The organism is Gracilimonas amylolytica (genome assembly GCF_002911695.1).
Classification (GTDB): Bacteria; Bacteroidota; Rhodothermia; order Balneolales; family Balneolaceae; genus Gracilimonas; species Gracilimonas amylolytica.
On the sequence record NZ_PQBS01000027.1, the window covers coordinates 138,890 to 160,601 of the forward strand.

The window sequence follows — 21,712 nt, forward strand, 5'->3', positions numbered from 1 at the left end:
ATCTTATTCTTCAAGAAATCCTTGCTCTTTCATCCACTCATCATTATACACTTTATGAATGTAACGTGTACCACTATCCGGCATGATAATGACCATCAGGTCATCTTTACCCAGTGGGTTTTCTTTGATGTATTCCAAAGCTCCCATGGTAGCCGCTCCACACGACCACCCAACAAGTAATCCCTCTTCGCGAGCCAGTCTACGGGTCACATTTGCAGAGTCTTTGTCATTCACCTGTATCACTTCATCCACGTAGTCAAAGTCAATGGTTCCGGGAATAATATCTTCGCCTATCCCCTCAGTCATATAGGGTTTGATCTCATTCTTATCAAATTCACCGGTTTCAAAATACTTTTTATAAACGGACCCGAAACTGTCAATACCGATCACTTTGATGTCAGGATTCTGCTCTTTCAGGTACTTTCCAACCCCGGATATGGTTCCACCGGTTCCCATTCCGGCCACATAATGCGTGATCTTACCTTCTGTCTGCTCCCATATCTCAGGCCCAGTCGATTCATAATGAGCCATCAGGTTACTCTCGTTGTCATATTGATTGGGGTAGTAGGAGTTTTCGATCTCCTCACTCAATCGTTTAGCCACAGAATAATAACTGTCAGGGTGATCCGCTTCTACATTCGTTGGACATACGATCACCTCAGCACCCAAAGCTTTCAAAAGATCCACTTTGGTCTTGCTCTGTTTATCCGTTGTGGTAAAAATACACTTATAACCTCGGGTTACAGCTACCAAAGCCAGCCCCATACCGGTATTTCCGGAAGTTCCTTCAATAATGGTGCCTCCGGGTTTCAACAATCCCTTTTCTTCAGCATCATCGATCATTTTAATTGCGATCCGGTCTTTTATACTGTGACCCGGATTGAAATATTCCACTTTGGCAAGCAAGGTGCCTTTTGAATTTCCATTTACATGATTCAGTTTGATGAGCGGGGTATTGCCAACCGCTTCCAGAATGGAGTTCAGATACATAGGTTATTTTTATTGATTATTTTTGTGCGCCAAAACTAAGAAATTATTGGTCCACACACTTAAGAATATTCGTTGAAGATCACTTAATCCACTTCGGATATTTAAATACAGATAATATTTACATATATGTGTTTTAAGGCTTATTTTCGAGCCGAAACAAAACCTATCTCATCACATGTTCATACATCAACAAAAACCAAAAGATTTTGACTGCGGCTACAACCTGGACCTCATGATCGCTGCCCTGCCGCGTATTGAAGACACTGAAGAACGCGTTTCATACGCAAAGCGAGTTGTTGGATTGATCAAACAGAGCCACCCAACCTGGGTTGACAAGGATGGTAAAAGTGAAGCTGCCTGGGAACACTTCTTTAAACTGGCTGAGTACGACCCAACCGAATTTGGCATTTACAATCCCTATACAAGCGGTCAGGATGACGACGCCGAATAAATCAACAATAATAACCTAATCTGCGGCAGCCCAATACCTTAAGCTTTTCTTGTTTTAATGGGGATCTTATTTTCCCATAGCTCCGACGGAACTAAAATTAGTTTAACATTGCTATAATATTCCGTACTTTCAATTTATATTGAAAATTAATCTTGTTGCATATGGATTCAGAGAATCCCCTTGTAGGTAAAATTGAAGAGTGTTTCAGTGATCAGATCTCATCACTGGCACTCAAAGAAGCTTTCGAGTTCATCTTGAATGAACCGAATGATGATTTCAAATTCCTTTCCTTTTCCATACACATTCCCACAGTTGATACTCTGGCGGTTCTGGAACAAAATGGAAAAACGGACAACTTTCAGTATTTCTGGGAAAAGCCCACTGATAACTTCTCCATTGCAGCTGCAGGAGCAGTTCATCGCATCAAAACTACAGGTGAGCAACGTTTCAGGAATGCCTCTGATGAGGGAAAGGAATTACTAAAGAGTGTTTACCATCTTTCTGAGGTCAAGCATCCCCTCGCTTCGGTACATTTACTGGGAGGCTTCTCATTTTTTGAGCATAATATCAGTAAAGAATGGAGAGAATTTGGTGCCGGTTCCTTTACCCTGCCCGAATGGCTGCTGGTAAGAAAAGATGATCTCACCATACTTACCATAACGAAGAAGATCGATCGAAAGGCATCTGTTTCCACGAATATAGAAGCATTCATGATCTGCCTGAGTAAACTTGAAAGGATCTGTGATGCCGGCACCTATGACACTCAAGTCGATGCCTCATTCAACTCAAGCATTACCATACCGGAGAGAGAATCTGAAGAATACAACCAATGGGTGAATGCCGTTGAAAATGCTACGGACCTGATCAAGGCAGACCGCTTTAAAAAGATCGTACTTGCCCGCCAATTGAAGGTTGAACTACACCGCCCGGCATCTGCAACCCGCATACTTAATCAACTGAGGAATCAATATCCGGATTGCTATACCTTTATGGTTAGTCAGGATGGAGATTCTGCATTCCTGGGTTCCACGCCGGAACGGTTGGCTTCCTTCAACGATCGCCAAATACAGACTGAGGGACTTGCAGGAAGTATCTCCCGTGGCAAAACAGCTTCGGAAGATGCCGCCCTTGAACACCGGCTGCTTCACAGTCAGAAAGACCTTAATGAACACGCCTTTGTGCTTGACGCCATCGAGGAGCATTTGCAAAAATATTCGGATGTGTTTGAACATCCTGTTAATCCGGGCATAAAGAAGCTATCGAACGTACAGCACTTATATACTCCGGTTCATGCTACCATTAAGAAAGGAGTATCCAGAACAGAGGTCTTATCAAAATTGCACCCAACACCGGCTGTAGGTGGTTATCCCAGAGATGCGGCCATGCCTTTTATCAACAAGCTGGAACACTTTGACCGTGGCTGGTATGCGGCCCCTGTGGGATGGATCAATGCCCATGGTAATGGAGAGTTCGTGGTGGCCATCAGAAGTGGATTATTAACAAATAATGAGGTGAGATTTTACGCAGGATGTGGTATTGTAGAGAACTCTGATCCCCACAAAGAATGGGAAGAGACTAATTTGAAATTCATACCCATGTTAACTGCGTTGGAATATGCTAGAAAATGAACCTCAGAATTCAGCTTTTTATTGGAGTACAACATTTGTTAGGGCACTCTATGAACAAGGTATTGAGCAGGTAGTTATTTCTCCCGGTTCCCGCTCAACTTCGTTAACCCTTGCATTTTCGGCTCACTCCGGCTTTAAAAAACACATGGCCATAGACGAACGATCGGCAGGTTTTCTCGCCCTGGGAATCGCTAAATCGACGGGTGTGCCGACAGTTTTGGTGTGTACGTCAGGAACGGCTTTAGCCAACTATTATCCGGCTGTTATTGAAGCTACACACTCCGGTGTGCCGCTTATCATTTTAAGTGCAGACCGTCCGCCACATTACAGGGGACTTGGAGCATCCCAAACCATCGATCAACAAAAGATCTTTGGCCATTATCCGGTATTCCATCATGAAGTAGGGGAACCTGATTCGAGTGATCGCAGTCACAAGCGATTGAAGCTGGCAGCTGTTCAGGCGGTACAAATGGCCGTTGAAAGATCCGGCGTCTCACACCTGAATTTCCCTTTTTCCAAACCTTTTGAGCCGGATCCTGACTACCTCAGGCAGGTTGAATTTGAAAACGAAAAGAGATCACGAAAACCTTTGCCTACCTATGAGCAGGAAATAGATTCTATGAAAATGGGTGAAACCTTCTGGTCAGATCTCATTTCCGCTGAAAAGCCCTTGATCGTGGTTGGTCCTACCTCCAAATCCGATCAACTGGATTTCATCACTCCCCTGGCACGTGCTTTGAATGCTCCCATATTAGCTGAACCAGGATCTATGGTTCCATCCTCCCGGCATACCATTCAGGGATTCGACGGTTTTCTAAGAAATCCGGAAAACTGGGAGAACCTGAAAGCTGACCTCATATTACGATTTGGTCAACAGCCGGTCAGCAAAGCGCTAAATACCTACCTGGATAAACAGGCGGATAGTATGCAGATCAGCTTCATGAATCCAAATCAATGGATCGACGGCACATTATCTTCCGGAAAACAGGTCATCCTGAAAGCCCCACTCAAGATCTCTGAAGTTTCTGGTGTGGCAGATAAAAGCTGGCTGAAATCCTGGAAAGATTCTGAAAAAGCCTTCAAGACATTCAGGGAAGAACAGCTCCACCCTTCCACTCCTATTTCTGATGGATACGTGTTTTCAAAGATTATGGAAACACAGCCCAAGAAATCGTTTATCATGGCATCAAACTCATTTCCGGTGCGCGACATTTCATTGTTTGGGGAATTTGACGGCAAAGAGATCTATGTAAACCGGGGTGCAGCGGGTATTGACGGAATTACTTCTACGGCCATCGGATTGAGTATTGCTCAGGACAAACCCGGGATCTTATTTACCGGAGACATTGCATTTTTGCACGACACCAATGCCCTTTTACTGGCTAAAAAAGTTAATCAACCTTTGGTCATTGTCGTTTTGAATAATGGTGGTGGAACCATTTTCCGTATGCTCCCGGTATTTCAGCTTAAGGAGAAATACACCCCATATTTTGAGACACCCCACAGCGTTAAGATCGCTGCCCTTTGCCGGGCTCACAATGTGGACCATACACTGGTATCAAGACCTGAACAGATCGTTTCCACTTTCGAAAATCTGATCAATCAGAAAGGACTACACGTTATGGAAGTCATGACAGGCCCGGATGAATCAATGTCTCAGCGACATGCTCTTTGGAATTTCAAGGTCAAAAATTAAGCATGACTATCAAGGTTCGTGGCGTTGCTTATCATTTTGAGTTACATCAGGAAGATCCTGCGCTGCCTACCCTTGTTTTACTTCACGGATTTATGGGTAGCGGAGAGGTTTTTGAGCATCTTATTGAGAACCTTAAAGAGTATTGCAATCCGGTAACTATTGATTTGTTGGGTCACGGACAAAGTGAAGGAGCAGAACTCCACTATCGGTTTTCAACCAAAGAGCAGGTTGCGGACCTCAGTAAACTGATCTCAGAACAACTCCATGTGCCTCTCTTTCTTTATGGATACAGCATGGGTGGTCGATTAGCCCTACAGCTCTCCATTCATCGATCTGACCTTTTCAAGGGATTGATACTTGAGAGCGCGACCTTTGGGATCGAAGGCGAAACGGAACGGCAGGCCCGGCAGGCATTGGATGCACGTCGTGCAGATGCCATTACCGGTAACTTTGAGGGGTTCCTTACTGAATGGCAACAAAAGCCTATGTTTCGTTCAGCCAACATAGCTCCTTCTTTCATGGAAAACATGATGAACATTCAAATGAATCAGGATCCGTTCTGGTTATCGAATGCACTGCTCGGGTTTGGAACAGGAACCATGCCCTGTGTAAAGGACAGATTATCGGAGATCCCGATCCCGGTTCAGCTTATTGCCGGCAAAAATGATTCTAAATTTCTCCATATCAACAATCAAATGGAGAAAGAGCTTACGGACGGATCATTTACCATTGTTGAAGATGCCGGCCATCGTATCCATTTGGAACAACCCAAAAAATTGAATAGAATTCTTAAATCATTTATACAAAACCATAGCTGATCATGAATTGGAAAACGGTCAAAGAATACGAAGATATCACTTACAAGAAATCGAATGGAGTAGCCCGGATCGCCTTTAACCGGCCTGAGATTCGCAATGCCTTTCGCCCTAAAACAGTCTTCGAATTATACGAGGCACTGAGTGATGCAAAGGAAGATAATAACATAGGGGTTGTTTTGATCAGTGGCGAGGGGCCATCTCCAAAAGATGGAAAATGGGCCTTTTGCTCAGGTGGTGACCAATCGGTTCGAACCAAAACAGGTTATCAGGGTGAGGATGGCATTGCACGGCTGAATATCCTTGAGGTACAGCGGCTTATTCGGTTCATGCCTAAGGTGGTCATTGCCGTGGTACCGGGCTGGGCCGTAGGTGGTGGTCATAGCCTTCATGTTGTGTGTGATCTCACCCTTGCCAGCAAAGAGCACGCTATCTTCAAACAAACTGATACCGATGTAGCCAGTTTTGATGGTGGTTTCGGTTCAGCCCTGTTAGCACGTCAGGTGGGACAAAAACGAGCCCGGGAGATCTTTTTCCTCGGGGCAAACTACTCAGCTCAGGAAGCTTACGAAATGGGTATGGTGAATAAAGTGGTTCCTCACGATGAGTTGGAAAAAGTAGCTTACGAATGGGCACAGGAGATCCTGACTAAAAGCCCAACCGCTACCAAAATGGCTAAATTTGCCTTCAATGCTATTGATGATGGCATGGTGGGACAGCAGGTATTTGCCGGAGAAGCCACACGATTGGCCTATATGACCGATGAAGCCGAAGAAGGTCGCAATGCCTTCCTTGAAAAACGAAAGCCGAACTGGGATAAATTTGACCGTTCCCCGTCATAGGTAATTAATCAGATCAAACAACAGGAACTACTCTTATGGATATTATGCATCAGGAAACAGATCACAAAGGTGAATTCTTTATCGAGAAGGAAGGGGAACGTATTGCTGAGATGACCTACTCAAAAGCCGGCAGTGACAAGATCATCATTGATCACACGGAGGTCTTTGAGGTCGGTCGCGGCAAAGGATACGGCAAAAAGCTTGTGAAACACGGCGTTCAGTTTGCCAGGGATAATGATCTTAAAGTGATGCCTTTATGCCCTTTTGCCAAGGCGATCATCATGAAGGACGAGTCCTTACAGGATGTATTATAAATGTTCCAAGACCGCATCACATGCGGTACATCTCTTCCATGCCTGACATCATTGTTCCCGCAAACAAAAGTATAAAAAGTAGATAGAGTACGGTAAAGATCAGATAGACGATCAGGACTGCTCTCGCCCAGTTTCTTTTATTGGGATTGATGTGATCATTCAGGGACCAAAAGATCAGCATCACCAGGCCGATCAAAGGCAGAAAAGACAAAAATACCGTGATAACCCAATCTCTCAAACCCATTTCAGGATGGTTGGGTTGAGGTGATTCAAAAGTATTGATGTGATCGTTCATAATAATTGATATGTCGGCTTTTCACTTAAACGGAAATAAATACCAGAAAGTTACTTCACCTGAATGGACATAGAGCTTGTTTTCTCATCGATACTGAAATGAGCATCTTTCCAGGATGCCGGGCCAAATTTTCCCCTGGCATTGTTTGAAAAACCATAGGCTTCCTTGGGTATCCCAAGAAAATTAGAATCCAGTTTCCCATTAACGTTTTTATCATGATAAACGGCAATGGCATACTTTCCATAAGGCAATTCAACGTCATCCCAGATAACCGAATCACTCCTGACTTCAAGAACTACTGCATGGAGTGGATCTTCTTTTTCACCATAAGATTTTTCAGAATTGAAGACAGCCACGCGGACTTCCCCCTCTATGTCTGAAATGCCTTCGATCACCAATTCAAAGCTTGAGACCTTTCGTTCTTTTTCCGGATAGGATATCTCCTGGGCAAACACATTCATGGTGAAAATTGACGTTATTAAAAAAGCATAGACTGATTTCATTAAGCAGTATCTGAATTTGATTTGATATAATGTGAACCGAAACTGATCACTGAATAAAACTAAGCACTTTCAAAATAGTTTCATACCGTTTTTAACTGAAGTATCAGGAACCGCTAATACTACCCTGCCTTCTTCATCCGGGAATCCGGTCACCAGGCATTCGGACATGAAGGGCCCGATCTGTTTGGGAGGAAAGTTTACCACAGCAATTACCTGCTTCCCAACTAACTCCTCTTTCGAGTAAAGGTCCGTTATCTGAGCCGAAGAACGCTTCTTTCCTATCGGTTCTCCAAAATCTATTGTCAACTTGTAAGCCGGTTTATGAGCCTCCGGAAAATCTTCTGCCTCCCTGATCGTACCTGTTCTCAGTTCTATTTTTTCAAAATCACTCCAGCTGATAGTATCCATGTAACGTCATTTAATTAAAAAACCCTGTCTTCTTCAAAAAAAGACAGGGCTTTAATTTAACCATTTAAAAGAAACCTAAAAGGCTACTTGATGAACAGCATCTCACGATATACCGGCAATGGCCAGTAGTCATCAGCAACATAACGCTCAAGGAAATCGATGGCATCACGGATCTCCGTCATCACCGGAAGAACTTCAGACTCCACCTTGGCTGCATGCTCTGAGGTATTCTTGTATTTCAGATTAGCCTGAACATCGGCCAGTTTATCGAGGGCTGATCCCAGTTTATTCAAACCGTCGTTTACTTTAGCCAGCATGGATCTGGATCCTGAGTTATCCAGCCCAAGATCACCGGACTGTTCTGCCGCTTTGCTGAGTTCACCAATATATCGAACCGTTGCCGGGTAGATCATGGTCTTCGCGATCGACTCAATGGTATCCACCTCAATGGTACGGGTGGTGATATACTGCTCCGTCCAGATCTCTTTACGGGAATGGATCTCTTTTTCGTTCAGTACTTTGTACTTTTTGAACAGCTTGATGTTTTCCTTGTTGCTAAGATATGGAATGGCATCCGGTGTCGTCTTCAGGTTCAGTAAACCACGTTTTTTAGCTTCTTTTTGCCAGTCATCTGAGTAACCGTCACCATTAAAGATCACCGATTTACATTCCTTAAGTCTGTCAGATAAAACCTTACCTAAAGCCTTTTCAATTGAACCCTTTTTGCTGGCCTTTTTCAGGTCTTCTGTCATATCCTCTATCGCTTCCGCCACAATTGTGTTCAATACTACGATCGGGAATGAAGGCGACTGATTTGAACCGAGTGCACGGAATTCAAATTTATTACCGGTAAAAGCAAAGGGTGAGGTCCGGTTACGATCCCCTGCGTGTTTTGGCAAATGTGGAAGAACCGGAGTTCCGAGACCTAATAATCCACCTTGTTTGGAGCTTTTTGCCCCTCCATTTACCAATTGCTCAATAATATCATGCAGTTGTTCTCCAATAAAAGAAGAGATAATGGCAGGCGGTGCCTCATTGGCTCCTAAACGGTGATCGTTTCCGGCATGTGCCACAGAGATCCTGACCAGATCCTGATGACGATATAGCCCCAGTAAAACCGCCGTAAAGAAGAACAGGAACTTCATGTTCTCGTGTGGACTCTCCCCCGGTTCCAGCAGATTGTCACCTTCAATAGTAGAAAGTGACCAGTTCAAATGCTTACCGCTACCGTTCAATCCATCGAATGGTTTTTCGTGGAGCAGGCATTCCAATCCGTATTTTTTGGCCACTTTTTTAAGAACCATCATGGTTAACTGCTGGTGATCGGCCGCCACGTTTGCCATCTCAAAGATCGGGGCCAGCTCATACTGACTTGGAGCTACTTCATTATGCCGGGTTTTGACCGGTACACCGAGTTTATACAATTCTTTTTCAACTTCCAGCATATACGACAGAACACGTTCCGGAATAGATCCGAAATAGTGATCATCCAGTTCCTGTCCGCGTGGGGGTTTTGCACCGACCAGGGTTCTGCCTGAGGTCAGGATATCGGGTCGCCGGTACACAAATTCCTGATCGATCAGGAAGTACTCTTGTTCACAACCAACCGTTGAAAGTGCACGCTTAGTCTTAACACCAAACAACTCAAGGGCACTTTTGGTAGCTTTATTCAGTGCCTCATTCGACCTTAGGAGCGGCGTTTTATGATCCAGAGCTTCCCCTTTCCAGGAAGCAAAGGCTGTTGGGATACAAAGATAAGTTCCATTTTGATTCTCGATGATAAATGCCGGCGATGTCGGATCCCAGGCAGTATAACCGCGAGCTTCAAACGTAGGGCGAAGTCCTCCACTCGGAAAACTGGAAGCATCCGGTTCACCCTGTATCAATTCCTTTCCGGAAAAGACGGCCATAGCTCCACCCCCCTGATTTGGAGTGATAAAACTATCATGCTTTTCAGCTGTCGATCCCGTCAGTGGTTGAAACCAGTGGGTGTAATGAGTAGCACCTTTTTCAGTTGCCCAGTCTTTCATGGCTAACGCCACCGCATCAGCTACATCAATGTTCAGAGGTTCGCCTTCATCTATGGTTTTCTGAAGGTCTTTCCAGGCTGCTTTCGGCAGCCGTTCTTCGAGTTTATCCAGGGTAAGGGTGTTCTTACCGAAGATCTCAGGAATGTCCATGGATGTACTTCTAACCTCACCCGGCCTGAAATTTCGTGCAGCTGCTAAGTTATCGTATCGTTGGATAGCCTTGGTCATGTGATTCTTTAAAAAGTTTGGTTATTTGTTGAAATGACGACCAAATATAAAGCTATTTATTTCTTTTACTCAACTTATTTAATAAATATTTTATCAACATATAACTATTACAGGCATTTTAAACCTCTTACTTTATTTTATTAAGAATAACCGAAGCCTGAACCGCTTTCAGCCTTAATAATTTTTCTGCTTTGGGTTATCTCTTCACTTTTTAAGCCACCTTCAAAAGCTGTATCTTTTACGATCATTTTATCCACAACCAATCCTGAAAATTAAATTCCTTGAATTCATCAAAGTTGAGACTATGGATCGAAGCAGCACGCCCTCAAACTCTTCCGGCCGCTATCGTTCCGGTCATTGTTGGAGCCTCTCTGGCTTACCGGGTTGATCTTATTAACTGGGAAAATTCAACCGTTGCCCTGATCTGTGCTCTTCTCATTCAGATCGGTACTAACTTTGCCAACGATTATTTTGATTTCATTAAGGGATCGGACACCGAAGATCGCATTGGGTTCCGAAGGGCCACAGCTTCCGGCTTAATATCACCCGAGCAAATGAAAAGTGCTACCATTCTTACTATGGCCCTTGCTTTTATTATGGGACTCTACCTGGTCTGGTCTGCCGGCTGGATCGTGTTGTTGATTGGAATTCTCTCTCTCATTTTTGGGGTTTTGTACACGGGTGGACCTTTTCCCTTAGGCTATAACGGCCTGGGAGATGTCTTTGTGTTCATCTTCTTTGGCTTTGTTGCTGTTATGACTACCTACTATGTAAATGCTTTGGAATGGTCTGAAGCTTCATTCTGGGTCTCCATTGGCGTGGGAGCCTTATGTGTCAATATTCTGGTGGTCAATAATCTCAGGGATGTGGAGCAGGATAAGCGATCCGGCAAAAGAACCCTTGGAGTTTTACTGGGTGAAAATGCCTTGAAGTTTGAGTACATACTCATGGCGGCTTTAGCCTACGCCATTCCACCCCATTTCTACTTCGTTTTGGATTTTGATCAATGGATACTCCTTCCGTTTACAGCCGCTCCACTGCTAATATATTACAGCTATCAGATCTGCACAGAAACCGATAAAACTAAACTCAACGGAATGCTTGAAAAGACGGCTAAATTTATGATATTATATGGCTTTCTGTTTTCTATCGGTATACTCATGAATTAATGCTCAAATACTATAAATATCATCTGCCGTTTACTTCCCCGCTTCAGATCTCGGGGAATAAATTTTTTCATCGGGATGGAGTGATATTAACCTATGAAGATCCCGAAAGTGGTATAACAGCCTATGGGGAAGTCGCACCCTTACCGGGTTTCTCAGATGAAGACCTTGAGGATGTGATCGAGGTGTTGAAAACCAACAAAGGTTACATCAACACATCCATCAAAGAAAATAACGGAAAAGAAGCCCTTAAGGTCCTCGATCAAATTCACCGCTTCCCTTCTCTCAGCTTTGGCCTGGATACCCTGTTACATGATCTTGCCGCAAAACGTGAATGCAAATCTCTTTCTTCCCACTTATTTGACCACTTCAATGCAGACATAAAATGTAATGCCACCATTGGTATTCAAGAGGTCAAAAGTGCTTTGAAAAAAGCTGATGAATATGTAGAAGCCGGTTACTCCACGCTCAAGATCAAAGTTGGGTATCAGATCACACGAGAAGTACGCATCATAAAGCAGCTTCGTGAAAAATATCCTGAACTTAAGATTCGATTGGATGCCAATCAGGCCTGGCTCCCGGATGAAGCCATCAAACACCTCAGGTTACTGGAAAAATTTGACATTGAATACTGCGAGCAACCCGTCATAAAAGATGATATATACGGGTTAAAGCGGGTTACTGATGCGGTAAAAATTCCGATCGCTGCAGATGAATCTTTTCGGAACAAAAGGTCGGCTAAAGAACTATCATTTGTGAAAGCCATGAATGTGGTGATCATTAAACCAACGCTGATGGGGACCTACAAGGATATTTTCGTAACAAAAGAGATCGTTGATACTCATGTTATAGAAGCTGTGCTAACTACCGCACTTGAATCTGCGGTCGGTCGGGCAGCTATTGCAGCCCTTTCAGCAGGCTTAGGTGATCCTAAATATGCTCAAGGCTTGTCAACCGGCTCGTTTTTACAAGAGGATCTTACATCAGACAGTTGGCTTAACTCCCCGAATGTTAAGATCCCGGAAACTCCCGGTTTAGGAATAAATATTGAATTAGAAGGACTCGCAGAGCTTTAACGGTATATGTTCAAATCAAGGCTACATAATTTTGAATTCAGGAAAAATGAGAAACAGGATGTGTTCTTGTCTTCAAAACATGGAATGTACACTTATTCCGACCTTGATCGGTTTACGGCCTTTTTTAAGGATGTGGTAGAAGATAACGCAGATTCCCTAAAGTGGCCGGTAGCCTTCGTTACCGAATCCTCAGATGTCCTGGTCTTTTGTATCGCAGCGTGCTGGAGACTGGGTATCCCCTTTATTCCAATCGATCCAAACGCTAAAAATGGAGATCTCGAACAATACCTTGATGAACTCAAGCCTGCATTGATCTTCTGCGACAGTAAGAACCGAAGCCGGCTCGGTTTTGATAATGTTATTCAGATCGATGAAAATTTCTTCCTAAACTCCTTTAATTTTGATGCCCGTAACGTAGATCTTCCTGAAGCGGATGATCTGGACGACGAACTCGTTTTTGGATATTTCTTTACTTCCGGCACCACCAGTGAACCCAAGATCGTCCCACTGAAAAGACGACAGATCCTGAGTGCTGCCATTGCCTCGGCTGAGAACTTCAAACCCGATCCCAACCATTTTTGGTTGCTTTGTCTGCCTCTGAATCATATCGGAGGCATATCCATTATTTTGCGCTCGCTGATCTATGGATCGGCCATCTACCGGCTTGGTAAATTTGATGAGGAAATGGTTCGTGAATTTTTGGAGGAAAATAAGCGATTTCAGGCTGCCTCCTTGGTCCCAACCATGCTTAAGCGCCTGATGAACGACTCCCTTTTTAAAACTCATCGCGAGTTCAAATCCATCCTGCTTGGGGGCGGACCGGTTACCCAACAGTTACTGAGAAAAGCCGCTGAGCGGGGTATTCCTATCGTTTCCAGTTACGGCATGACGGAGACCTGTGCACAGATCATAGCCAATCCGTTACTGGCTCCGTCCGGTATGTACACCCCCCTGAAAAGCGTGGGAAAACCTTTTCCTCCGAACGAAATGCAAATCAGGGATGAAAACGGAAAAGTATTGGGCAAGAATCAGTCAGGCCTGTTATGGCTTAAAGGTCCCCAGGTCTTTGACGGTTATTACAACAGCTCAGAAAATGATATCAAATTTGATGAGGATGGATGGTTCAATACGGGTGACTATGGGCACATGAATGGCTTTGGCCACCTCTTCATTGAATCCCGTCGTACCGATCTCATCGTCACCGGTGGCGAGAACGTAAACCCCAATGAAGTGGAAGAAGCCATGCTCAAGCTTCCGCTGATCAAGGAAGCCGTTGTGATCGGCTTGCCGGATGAGGAATGGGGCGAACGGGTAACAGCCGTGGTCACCCTGACCAATGGCAAGACCCCGCAGATCGAAGAGATCAAGGAACAGCTCAAAGACATGTTGATCGACTTCAAGATCCCCAAAGAACTCAAGATCGTGAAAGATTTTCCTATGACCGAAACGGGAAAGGTCAAACGCTGGGAACTGGTTAAGAAGTTTGGGTAAGGATCTAACCAATCCATCATTCGGCTCAGTATATTTTTGGAACAAATTCCAATACCAACAAGAGCCGGGTGATGGAGCAAGCTGTGGCACCTTATTCTTTAACTAAGCTCATGTCTCATATAAACCACCATCCATCACCCCGTCCTCTCCTTAGCTGATGAACATTCAATTACGATCGGACGGAATGATGGTTTATTAGAACGCTATGATTTTTTGGAGAAGATCCCTGAGAAATCACCGGATCTAGCCCCGTCCTTCAGGGCGGGGTAAATTAGCACCATGACGTACAACCTCCACCTGGTTGGTATAAAAGCCACTGATGTTTACCGGAGGTTGGCCTTTGTGGTTTTTAGAAAACAATGTACGAGCATGGCTTTCTTATTTCACGGGAAGCAGGAGCTTCCGGGACTGTGTTCCGAGGATGGACTTTCGGATCGAGTACATATCCGCCTTGAGGCCGGATATTACTTAATTAACAATAGGAATTGGGTCATCCCCTTCATTTCAGACCCCTCATATTTCGTGTTTACCTGATACTTTTTGATCAAAAGATCACTGCTGAATACTGAATAGTAGTAGCCTTCATCATCCCGCACGGAAAGACTACCCAACCCTTCTACAAAATCTGAGTCCTCAAAGGTATATAACAGTTCGTGGTCTGCATTATACACATCCATAAAGTGCTCATAGATCGGAGATTCTGTATCACCGGTTGATGCCCGGCGGGCATAAGCATGTGGGTCATCAATATTGACCGGGTGTTCAACCTGTATCAGGTAAAGGTCGCTATTTAAAAATATAGGCGAACCAATGCTACCTAATCCATATAAACTCACACTGTTCTCGCTGGTATATATTCCGGGACCTAACGTACCATCGAATTCCCTCTGAACTTCAGTCTTCAGATTGCCATCATAATCATACATCTGAAATGTATAATCGGTACCAAAACTGTAATAGAATCCATCTTCTTGCATAGCAAATCCTCCCCAGAGTGTTGCCCGGCTGTATTCATCTGCTTCCGTTTCAGTGATCTTGAAATCACTGATCACTCTAAGGCTATCTGATATCTCCATCGTATAGACTAATGCACCCACGGCCCCATAATTAGCCCCACTCATCAAGACCTTCCCATCATCACGTATGCCGACCATACTAGCAAAACGCATATCTTCAGGCAGATCATAAGTTTTGATAAAATTACCGGACAGATCGAATTCATCTAACCGGGAGCCCTGAACATTCGATATATATAACTTATCCTTATACAGACTCATCCCAAACGGACTTTCAAGATCACCGGGGCCTTTGCCCTCTTCTCCAACAGCCCAGCGGAGATTACCCTCTGGATCCAAAGAGATCAGCTTGCTCAACCGGCGGTCTATGAAATAGAAATTACCCTCGTCGTCAATTTGCAAATAGCCGACATTGCTAATCACCGGTTCTTCGATCATTGAAAGATCAATGGTCTCAACCAGTTCAAACTCAACCGGTGCCTCTTCATCCTGCAAAAGCCCCACAGAGGGATTATAGATCACCCCGTTTTCCTTTTTGATGGCAGAGGTATCATCCCCACCACTTCCGCATCCAAAACCGGTTATCATTAGTACTGATACTAATAAGCCGGTAAAATTTCTATGTGTTTTGTAGTCCATTTATTCGATTGATCTGTTCTCGTTTTTTTAAATATAACTTTGGTACTATAGCATAACCGCTAAGAACGCGAAGGTTCACAAAGATGTCTCAAACTAGCGCTCTTTACTCAAACTTTGTGAACTCTGTAATAAAAGCACTTCATATTTAATCACTCTCGGGTAAGGATCATTAGTTGCAGTATACAAGTGTCCGTTTTTATCGCTATGTAATATACTGCCAATTTTAGGCCTAAAACCATCTGACAAAATTGAATACAATAATTCACCCTTCTTCGAATAAAAATCTAATGAATTCTTTGCCTCCAATGGCACAAATTCACCCTTCAATGCCGATTCAGCAGCTTTATCAGGATTTTTAATGTTTTCCGGCCAAACAACATTATTCATAAGTAAACTATCCGAAAGCTGATAAAAGCTGGTAAGGCCACCAAGCTGAACTGCATATCCTCGGCTAGAATTACGTGCAACACCAACTCTTACAAATTCCGGAAAATCTCTTTTTATGCTTTTATAGATTGAACCAAATAAATCATAATAATCCAATCGATAATTAGCCACTCCCGCAATGACTATATGTTCACCTATAACGGTAGCTTCTTTTGCTATCTGAGCACCTGCAGGAATATTCAAATCAGTATCGTCAAATGCATTGAACTGTGATACTAATTCAAATTCATTTTCAATATCTAAAACAGAGATTTTAATACCGGGTTTTCCATACACTACATTTTCTAACACTAAATAGGATTTGTTCAGGACACCCACAATTTTGACGGGGTTTGTTGATATGTCATACATGTCAATTGATCTAATAAACCTGCCTTTTAGATCAAATACATCTAGCCTCGAACCAAAAATATTTGATACAAATACGTGTTCTTTACTGACTGCTATAGCTAATGGATTTTCAAGATCTCCTGGTCCCCTTCCTTCCTGATCAATTTTCCAGATCAGGTCGCCTGAATCTGAAAACTTAACTAAAATGTTCAATTGGTTGTCTAACACATATATATTTTCTTCTGCATCTGTATCCAAACCAACAATTTTACCCCTTGTTGAAAACGCAATGCCTTGATCGGGGAATTCTTTACCAAAAGAACGAACCTTCTTGAATTCAATTGGAACGAATGCTTTTGCCTGCCATAACCCTTCATGTGGATTCATTATTTCTATCGGTTGTGAGACTACTACACCCCCAATAACAAAAAAATGAAGAAGGAACATGCTCAAATATCTATATAGTTTTCCCATATTTTTGAATTTTTCATTCTACATTTTTAATTCTTTCAGCAGAACTCTTCACCCTCAACCCCGTCATCACCAACAAAAGGATCGTACTGATCGACAGTCCCCAGATGACCACAATGGCCAGGTTTTCCCAGAATTCGTTGTTGCCGAATATCATCATCGGGATCAATCCTGTGATGGTGGTTACCGTCGTGATCAGAATAGCACGGATGCGTTTTCGGTACACATGCATCCAGCAGCGCAACCCAAAGATACCATTATCATTTTCCAGCTGTTTCTGATGATAAATGAGGATCGCATTATTCACCACCACTCCGATACATAACAATGAGCCGGCAATAGCCCCGCGATCAAAAGCCATATCATTGGCCAGCGTACCCAGCATGATGCCAACAAGGCTGAATGGCACCGCCATGATCACAAAGATGGGATACTTCACGCTTTCAAGCAGGGCCGACACGATCATCCACACGCTTAGCAGACTTAACAGGGCGATAAAAATGAAATTCCGGCTGCTGTCATCGTTGCCGAAGCCAAAGAATCCGCGTCCAAAATTGATCTCAGCCCCTACCGGAACGGGTGTGGTCTCGATCACCGATTCAATGAAATCCCGTCCCATGCGGTAATTCCCAAGATAATCCACCGTTACGGTTCTTTCATATGATTGATTATTGCGCCGAATCTCCGTCAAACCTCCTTCCTGCACGATCTCACCGATCCGGCTGATATTGAAGTTCACGTCCCCAAACTTTCGGGTCCGGTTCATCATGTCTTTCTCAAAGGCCCTGTCGCGCTCACTCCGCCCGATCAGATACATTTCCTGCCCCCCAAACTCGACCTTGCCAACGGTATTCTCCGGGTTCAAGTCCAGCATCAGTGTTGAGATGACCTCCCTTCGGTTCAGGTCATTGGCAAGTATGCGCTCTTCATTCAACCGCAGTATGTATTGCTGAAAATCATCCCGGCGATAGTAATAGCTTGAGTTGATATCCACCTCCCGCACTCGGCGACTGGTTTTCAATCTGCGTTCTATGTCCTTGGCCAGGTTCAGTAATTCATCGTATGAATAGCCTTCCAGGCGAATGGAGTGGTTGGAGGAACCTCCTCCAAATCCGGTACTGATCCCCTGAAGATTCAACCCGGATACAGACAAGGCAAAATTCCCGGTTCGGGCACCCAGGAATGCGGCCTCCCCAAAAAAGGTGTAGGGGTCGGTATCGTACAGATACTCCGGATCGACTACAAACCGCATTCGGGCTCCAAAATATTCTGACAGATTGGCCTCATAATACTTAAAGGCATGGGCGTAAGGCTCCACGATGGTCTCATAATTCTTCACGATCTTGTCGATCTCTGACAACGGCGTGCCCTGAGGGGCCTGAATGTACACATTGATGCTTTGCTCATTCCCACGCCTCCAGGGACTGCCAAAGTAGGTTTCGTCTGAAAACCGTTTGGTCAGTCCGCCAATCCAGTCGTCAATGGAATCCCGGTTATCAAAATAGACCTGAGTGAATTCCGGCCACCAGGTTCCCTCTTCAGAATCCCATTCCGGTTCCTCAATAGCAAATAGCGGCAGACCTATCACACCGATCAGGACTACCGGCAGTATCCATCTGAGTTTTGACTTCAACAGGAAGCTTTTCATAACTAAACGGTTCAGCCAGCCTGAGACCCGACCGGATCTTTTCTTCTCTGTGATCTCTGGGGTGAGCCATACCAGTGCATAGGGAATCCACGTGAAGGCGATTAAAACTGAACAAACCAGTGTAACCGTTAGAGCTACGGCCAACGGCACCAGGAAAATTCGAAGTTCATCGAGGGCAAACAGCAGCGGGATAAAGATCCCTACTGTCGTAAAGGTACTTCCCAGTACCGGCACCACCGAATTTCCGATCTCATTTAGTATATGCTCAATACGCCCCGATTTTTCAGCTGGCAAACCGGGATTCAAGTGTTCAAAAACCACCACCGCATTATCGATCAGCATACCGAGGGCCACTGTGATTCCAGCCAGCGTGATGATATTCAGGCTATATCCCAGCAAGTATAGCACGATCAGGCTTAGTAATACGGAAAAGGCCACGCTGCCCATGATCACAAAAGGGGCCCTGAGCTTACGGATGAACAGGATCACCACAAAGAATACCAGTATCCCACTTACGATGGCCTGCAGCTGAAGGTCATCAAACTGCTGACGCAATTCCTCTGTGGAGTCTACAGTGAGCATAAGGGATAAACTTTCCGGGAGCTGGGCTTCAATATCGTCCATCGCCTGAAGTACATTTTCAGCCAGTGTAAAGGCATCCGCTCCCGATTCCTTCACAAATTCTATGGTCAGGGCTGGATCTCCGTTTATGCGTTTGATGGATTTTGCCGGGTAATCCTGAACGGATATTTCTGCAAGGTCATCCAGTACCAGTTGCTTTCTGGAACCGGGAAGTTCAACTTTGAGTCCGGCAATATCGGCAATGCTGTTGAATTTTGGCGGGATGATCAGACTGTAGCGGGAAATGCCCTCTTCCAGAAATCCGGCAGAACGCCAGCTCAGCTGCTCACGGACCTGCAATAAGATCTGCCGGGGTGACAAATCGTATTTTTCAACCTCATCCACATTGAATTCAATGACCAGTGCCGGATCCTGCACGCCACGGATAGCCACCTCGGCAAGTCCCTCTATGGAGAGTAACTTCGGGCGGATGTTGGTTCGCGTATACTCCAGCAGCTGTCGCGGAGCCATATCCCCATTCAGCGTATAGACAATAAAGGTCTGCTGATCTTCAAGCTCATCGGGAACCTGACGGGTGATACTTGGCGGTGACACACTTTCAGGAAGATTCTCATCCAGCGTAAACAGGTATTCCCTCAGCTCAAGCACGCGGTAATCAACCGGGGAATCCTTGCGGAAAGTAATGGTCACTGAAGACCTTCCCTCCTGAGTGATGGAGCGAATATCAGTCACATCCCGAAGACGATTGGCTTCTCTTTCCACCTTTCGGGTGATCTCCATCTCCATGATCTCGGGAGACGTACTGCCCCAGTTATAACTGACCGTTACCGAAGGTAAGTTGAGTTCAGGCGTGCTCTCAACCGGCAACACACGCCATACCGCCACCCCTATCACACACACGATGATATAGAAAAAAGAAACGAGGTATTTTCGGTTAAGGAGTTCTTTCAAGAGTTTTATGATTAATTTAAATACGCTTAACGCAAATACAATTAATTTGGAGTTTCCCCTCCTCGGAGGGGATCAAGGGGTGGGTCTTCCATAGTTTTTTAAGATCCACCGTTCAATTTCAGTTAACACACTTTGTGTATAATGTTTTGCATCTGATTCAGAAAACCTCAGAAAAGAAACACCCAAATTTTCTAGTTCTTGTTGTCTTACTTGATCATATCCAATTTTGAAATCATGAGACCGACCATCAATTTCGATGGCTAGTCTCAAATCTTTACAATAAAAGTCTACAATGTATTTATGAATGGGTTTCTGGCGATCAAAATCGTAACCCAGGATCTGTTTTTTCTTTAGTCCTTTCCATAGTTCAATTTCTCCTGGAGTTGAGTTTTTCCGAAGTTTTTTAGCTATTGAAACTAATTCTTTTCGATATGGAATGATTTTTCTCCTTGGCGACATTTACCCACCCCTTAATCCCCTCCCAAGAGGGGAAATTCTTGGTTAAATCTGTTGGTTCGTAAAAGCATTATCATCTCAAATAGTGGTTTAAAAATGAAAAATTTAAAATGCTCTTAGCATCCATTCTTCATTTTAAATTTTGAATTTTTTAATTAACCAAAAGCGGCACCACTTTCTGCTGATGACTAATACTAAAGTGCTGATCTACTGCCAGCGTATCTCCGGGTTCAATTTCGGGATGATCGATCAAGACCCAGTCGGAATTCATGGCAACGGGACTCACATAGATCCATTCAACTTCTTCATTATTGAGTAAACGGAATACAAGAGTTCTTCCATCACGCTCCAACAGGGCCTCACGCGGCATGCGGACCTTACTTTCCTGACTGCGCACAAACACCCGTCCATCGACCGTCATGCCCGTTTTCAGGCCAAACTCACGGTTACCCACCTCTACCAGTACCTGTCCGGTCTTAGTATCCGCATTGACCTCCGGGGAGATGGCGATGATCTCACCCTCATATCCGTTGCCCCCAGGGCCAAACAATTCTACCTTCATACCCTCATCCAGATTGTTGATCTCAGATTCAAGCACATCAAATCGTACCCTTACGGTTGAGGCATCGATCAGTGAAGCCAGTTCCGTACCGGCTGAGACATAAGAGCCTTCGGATATAAAACTTTGATTCGTGACCACATTCTGTAAAGAAAGTCGCCCGGCGAATGGAGCCTTCACCGTTGTGTAACTCAAATTTAATTTCGCACGCTCGTAGGCCACCTCGGCATCCGCCAGTCCACTGTTGATCCGGATCATTTCGTCATTACTTTCGCCGGTGTAACCTTCCCGGAGTCGCTTGTCGATCTCATACTGATTCTCAGCCTTCACATATTCCTGCCGGGCTTGCTCCACCTCATATTCCCATTCATCATCCACAAATTGCAGCAGGACTTCTCCTTTATTCACTTGCCGGCCTTCTTCAATGATATACGACTCCACATACCCGCTTATCCTTGGCACGACCTTGGTCTGCCTTAGCGGTTCCACCACCCCGCGACTCTCGATATAGAAATTCAACGGTTCATCGTCCACCACATCAAATACCACCTCGGGGCGGATCTCCACACTGTCCATATCCGGAGCCTCAGGTGTCTCCCGCTCATTCTTACAAGCAGAGATCAGTGTTACAGTGATCAGTAAACAGTAAAACAGTGATTTTTTCATAATTCATTAATCAA

The 21,712-nt window shown here is 44.5% G+C and carries 19 protein-coding genes; 9 read left to right on the forward strand and 10 right to left on the reverse strand.

The features are described from left to right. Positions 1 to 3: 3 nt before the first annotated feature. Complete coding sequence (locus tag C3B73_RS06785; RefSeq protein WP_103664841.1) at positions 4 to 990, reverse strand: PLP-dependent cysteine synthase family protein; 987 nt, start codon at positions 988 to 990, stop codon at positions 4 to 6. 175 nt (positions 991 to 1,165) lie between these two features. Here C3B73_RS06785 and C3B73_RS06790 point away from each other — a divergent pair, with 175 nt between their 5' ends. The 6 genes from C3B73_RS06790 (at position 1,166) to C3B73_RS06815 (ending at position 6,736) form a co-directional block, all read left to right on the forward strand. Continuing rightward, positions 1,166 to 1,441 (forward strand): DUF4290 domain-containing protein, encoded by a 276-nt coding sequence (locus tag C3B73_RS06790; protein WP_103664842.1) that lies wholly within the window; start codon positions 1,166 to 1,168, stop codon positions 1,439 to 1,441. A 161-nt stretch (positions 1,442 to 1,602) separates the two neighbouring features. Further along, a complete protein-coding gene (locus C3B73_RS06795) occupies positions 1,603 to 3,069 on the forward strand; it encodes an isochorismate synthase (protein WP_103664843.1) in 1,467 nt (488 codons plus the stop codon). Then, positions 3,056 to 4,765, forward strand: a complete 1,710-nt coding sequence (gene menD / locus C3B73_RS06800) for a 2-succinyl-5-enolpyruvyl-6-hydroxy-3-cyclohexene-1-carboxylic-acid synthase (protein ID WP_103664844.1) — start codon at positions 3,056 to 3,058, stop codon at positions 4,763 to 4,765. Before C3B73_RS06795 ends, menD begins: the two co-directional genes overlap by 14 nt. Before the next feature lie 2 nt (positions 4,766 to 4,767). Further along, complete coding sequence (menH, locus tag C3B73_RS06805) at positions 4,768 to 5,583, forward strand: 2-succinyl-6-hydroxy-2,4-cyclohexadiene-1-carboxylate synthase (RefSeq protein ID WP_103664845.1); 816 nt, start codon at positions 4,768 to 4,770, stop codon at positions 5,581 to 5,583. Beyond that, positions 5,583 to 6,422 carry a 1,4-dihydroxy-2-naphthoyl-CoA synthase gene (locus tag C3B73_RS06810; protein WP_103664846.1) on the forward strand — a complete coding sequence of 280 codons (840 nt, stop codon included), beginning with the start codon at positions 5,583 to 5,585 and terminating at the stop codon, positions 6,420 to 6,422. Before menH ends, C3B73_RS06810 begins: the two co-directional genes overlap by 1 nt. 35 nt (positions 6,423 to 6,457) lie before the next feature. Then, positions 6,458 to 6,736: a GNAT family N-acetyltransferase gene (locus tag C3B73_RS06815; RefSeq protein WP_103664847.1), complete on the forward strand. Its 279-nt coding sequence runs from the start codon at positions 6,458 to 6,460 to the stop codon at positions 6,734 to 6,736. 16 nt (positions 6,737 to 6,752) lie between these two features. On the opposite strand, the gene C3B73_RS06820 is transcribed toward C3B73_RS06815, so the two are convergent. From C3B73_RS06820 to C3B73_RS06835, 4 genes are all read right to left on the reverse strand, one after another. Beyond that, positions 6,753 to 7,031 carry a hypothetical protein gene (locus C3B73_RS06820; protein ID WP_103664848.1) on the reverse strand — a complete coding sequence of 93 codons (279 nt, stop codon included), beginning with the start codon at positions 7,029 to 7,031 and terminating at the stop codon, positions 6,753 to 6,755. Positions 7,032 to 7,081: 50 nt separating this feature from the next. Next, positions 7,082 to 7,534, reverse strand: coding sequence for a DUF2141 domain-containing protein (locus C3B73_RS06825; protein WP_103664849.1), 453 nt, complete (start codon positions 7,532 to 7,534; stop codon positions 7,082 to 7,084). 69 nt (positions 7,535 to 7,603) lie between these two features. Next, complete coding sequence (locus tag C3B73_RS06830) at positions 7,604 to 7,942, reverse strand: tRNA-binding protein (protein ID WP_103664850.1); 339 nt, start codon at positions 7,940 to 7,942, stop codon at positions 7,604 to 7,606. Between the two features lie 83 nt (positions 7,943 to 8,025). Beyond that, complete coding sequence (locus tag C3B73_RS06835) at positions 8,026 to 10,200, reverse strand: glutamine synthetase III family protein (RefSeq protein ID WP_103664851.1); 2,175 nt, start codon at positions 10,198 to 10,200, stop codon at positions 8,026 to 8,028. A 281-nt stretch (positions 10,201 to 10,481) separates the two neighbouring features. Between C3B73_RS06835 and C3B73_RS06840 the strand changes: the two genes are divergently transcribed. Genes C3B73_RS06840 through C3B73_RS06850 form a run of 3 tightly spaced genes read left to right on the forward strand, consistent with a single transcriptional unit; the run spans position 10,482 to position 13,933 of the window. Beyond that, entirely contained in the window at positions 10,482 to 11,369 is an 888-nt protein-coding gene (locus C3B73_RS06840; protein ID WP_103664852.1) for a 1,4-dihydroxy-2-naphthoate polyprenyltransferase, read from the forward strand. Continuing rightward, entirely contained in the window at positions 11,369 to 12,442 is a 1,074-nt protein-coding gene (gene menC, locus C3B73_RS06845; protein WP_103664853.1) for an o-succinylbenzoate synthase, read from the forward strand. The genes C3B73_RS06840 and menC overlap by 1 nt, the downstream gene beginning before the upstream one ends. Before the next feature lie 6 nt (positions 12,443 to 12,448). Then, positions 12,449 to 13,933 (forward strand): class I adenylate-forming enzyme family protein, encoded by a 1,485-nt coding sequence (locus C3B73_RS06850; RefSeq protein WP_103664854.1) that lies wholly within the window; start codon positions 12,449 to 12,451, stop codon positions 13,931 to 13,933. 464 nt (positions 13,934 to 14,397) lie between these two features. Here C3B73_RS06850 and C3B73_RS06855 read toward each other — a convergent pair whose 3' ends face one another. The 5 genes from C3B73_RS06855 to C3B73_RS06875 form a co-directional block, all read right to left on the reverse strand. Then, positions 14,398 to 15,588 carry an NHL repeat-containing protein gene (locus tag C3B73_RS06855; RefSeq protein ID WP_157939441.1) on the reverse strand — a complete coding sequence of 397 codons (1,191 nt, stop codon included), beginning with the start codon at positions 15,586 to 15,588 and terminating at the stop codon, positions 14,398 to 14,400. 93 nt (positions 15,589 to 15,681) lie between these two features. Then, complete coding sequence (locus tag C3B73_RS06860) at positions 15,682 to 16,839, reverse strand: 6-bladed beta-propeller (RefSeq protein WP_157939442.1); 1,158 nt, start codon at positions 16,837 to 16,839, stop codon at positions 15,682 to 15,684. A gap of 13 nt (positions 16,840 to 16,852) precedes the next feature. Further along, entirely contained in the window at positions 16,853 to 20,017 is a 3,165-nt protein-coding gene (locus C3B73_RS06865; RefSeq protein ID WP_103664857.1) for an efflux RND transporter permease subunit, read from the reverse strand. Positions 20,018 to 20,089: 72 nt separating this feature from the next. Continuing rightward, positions 20,090 to 20,476 carry an endonuclease domain-containing protein gene (locus C3B73_RS06870; protein ID WP_103664858.1) on the reverse strand — a complete coding sequence of 129 codons (387 nt, stop codon included), beginning with the start codon at positions 20,474 to 20,476 and terminating at the stop codon, positions 20,090 to 20,092. A 148-nt stretch (positions 20,477 to 20,624) separates the two neighbouring features. Beyond that, positions 20,625 to 21,698 carry an efflux RND transporter periplasmic adaptor subunit gene (locus C3B73_RS06875; RefSeq protein ID WP_103664859.1) on the reverse strand — a complete coding sequence of 358 codons (1,074 nt, stop codon included), beginning with the start codon at positions 21,696 to 21,698 and terminating at the stop codon, positions 20,625 to 20,627. Between the last annotated feature and the right edge of the window lie 14 nt (positions 21,699 to 21,712).

Bases quoted from the DNA above. Each gene is read 5' to 3' on its own strand.
- C3B73_RS06785 (WP_103664841.1), bottom strand. From the start codon at position 990: ATGTATCTGAACTCCATTCTGGAAGCGGTTGGCAATACCCCGCTCATC.
- C3B73_RS06790 (WP_103664842.1), top strand. From the start codon at position 1,166: ATGTTCATACATCAACAAAAACCAAAAGATTTTGACTGCGGCTACAAC.
- C3B73_RS06795 (WP_103664843.1), top strand. From the start codon at position 1,603: ATGGATTCAGAGAATCCCCTTGTAGGTAAAATTGAAGAGTGTTTCAGT.
- menD (WP_103664844.1), top strand. From the start codon at position 3,056: ATGCTAGAAAATGAACCTCAGAATTCAGCTTTTTATTGGAGTACAACA.
- menH (WP_103664845.1), top strand. From the start codon at position 4,768: ATGACTATCAAGGTTCGTGGCGTTGCTTATCATTTTGAGTTACATCAG.
- C3B73_RS06815 (WP_103664847.1), top strand. From the start codon at position 6,458: ATGGATATTATGCATCAGGAAACAGATCACAAAGGTGAATTCTTTATC.
- C3B73_RS06820 (WP_103664848.1), bottom strand. From the start codon at position 7,031: ATGAACGATCACATCAATACTTTTGAATCACCTCAACCCAACCATCCT.
- C3B73_RS06825 (WP_103664849.1), bottom strand. From the start codon at position 7,534: ATGAAATCAGTCTATGCTTTTTTAATAACGTCAATTTTCACCATGAAT.
- C3B73_RS06830 (WP_103664850.1), bottom strand. From the start codon at position 7,942: ATGGATACTATCAGCTGGAGTGATTTTGAAAAAATAGAACTGAGAACA.
- C3B73_RS06835 (WP_103664851.1), bottom strand. From the start codon at position 10,200: ATGACCAAGGCTATCCAACGATACGATAACTTAGCAGCTGCACGAAAT.
- menC (WP_103664853.1), top strand. From the start codon at position 11,369: ATGCTCAAATACTATAAATATCATCTGCCGTTTACTTCCCCGCTTCAG.
- C3B73_RS06850 (WP_103664854.1), top strand. From the start codon at position 12,449: ATGTTCAAATCAAGGCTACATAATTTTGAATTCAGGAAAAATGAGAAA.
- C3B73_RS06855 (WP_157939441.1), bottom strand. From the start codon at position 15,588: ATGGACTACAAAACACATAGAAATTTTACCGGCTTATTAGTATCAGTA.
- C3B73_RS06860 (WP_157939442.1), bottom strand. From the start codon at position 16,839: ATGGGAAAACTATATAGATATTTGAGCATGTTCCTTCTTCATTTTTTT.
- C3B73_RS06870 (WP_103664858.1), bottom strand. From the start codon at position 20,476: ATGTCGCCAAGGAGAAAAATCATTCCATATCGAAAAGAATTAGTTTCA.
- C3B73_RS06875 (WP_103664859.1), bottom strand. From the start codon at position 21,698: ATGAAAAAATCACTGTTTTACTGTTTACTGATCACTGTAACACTGATC.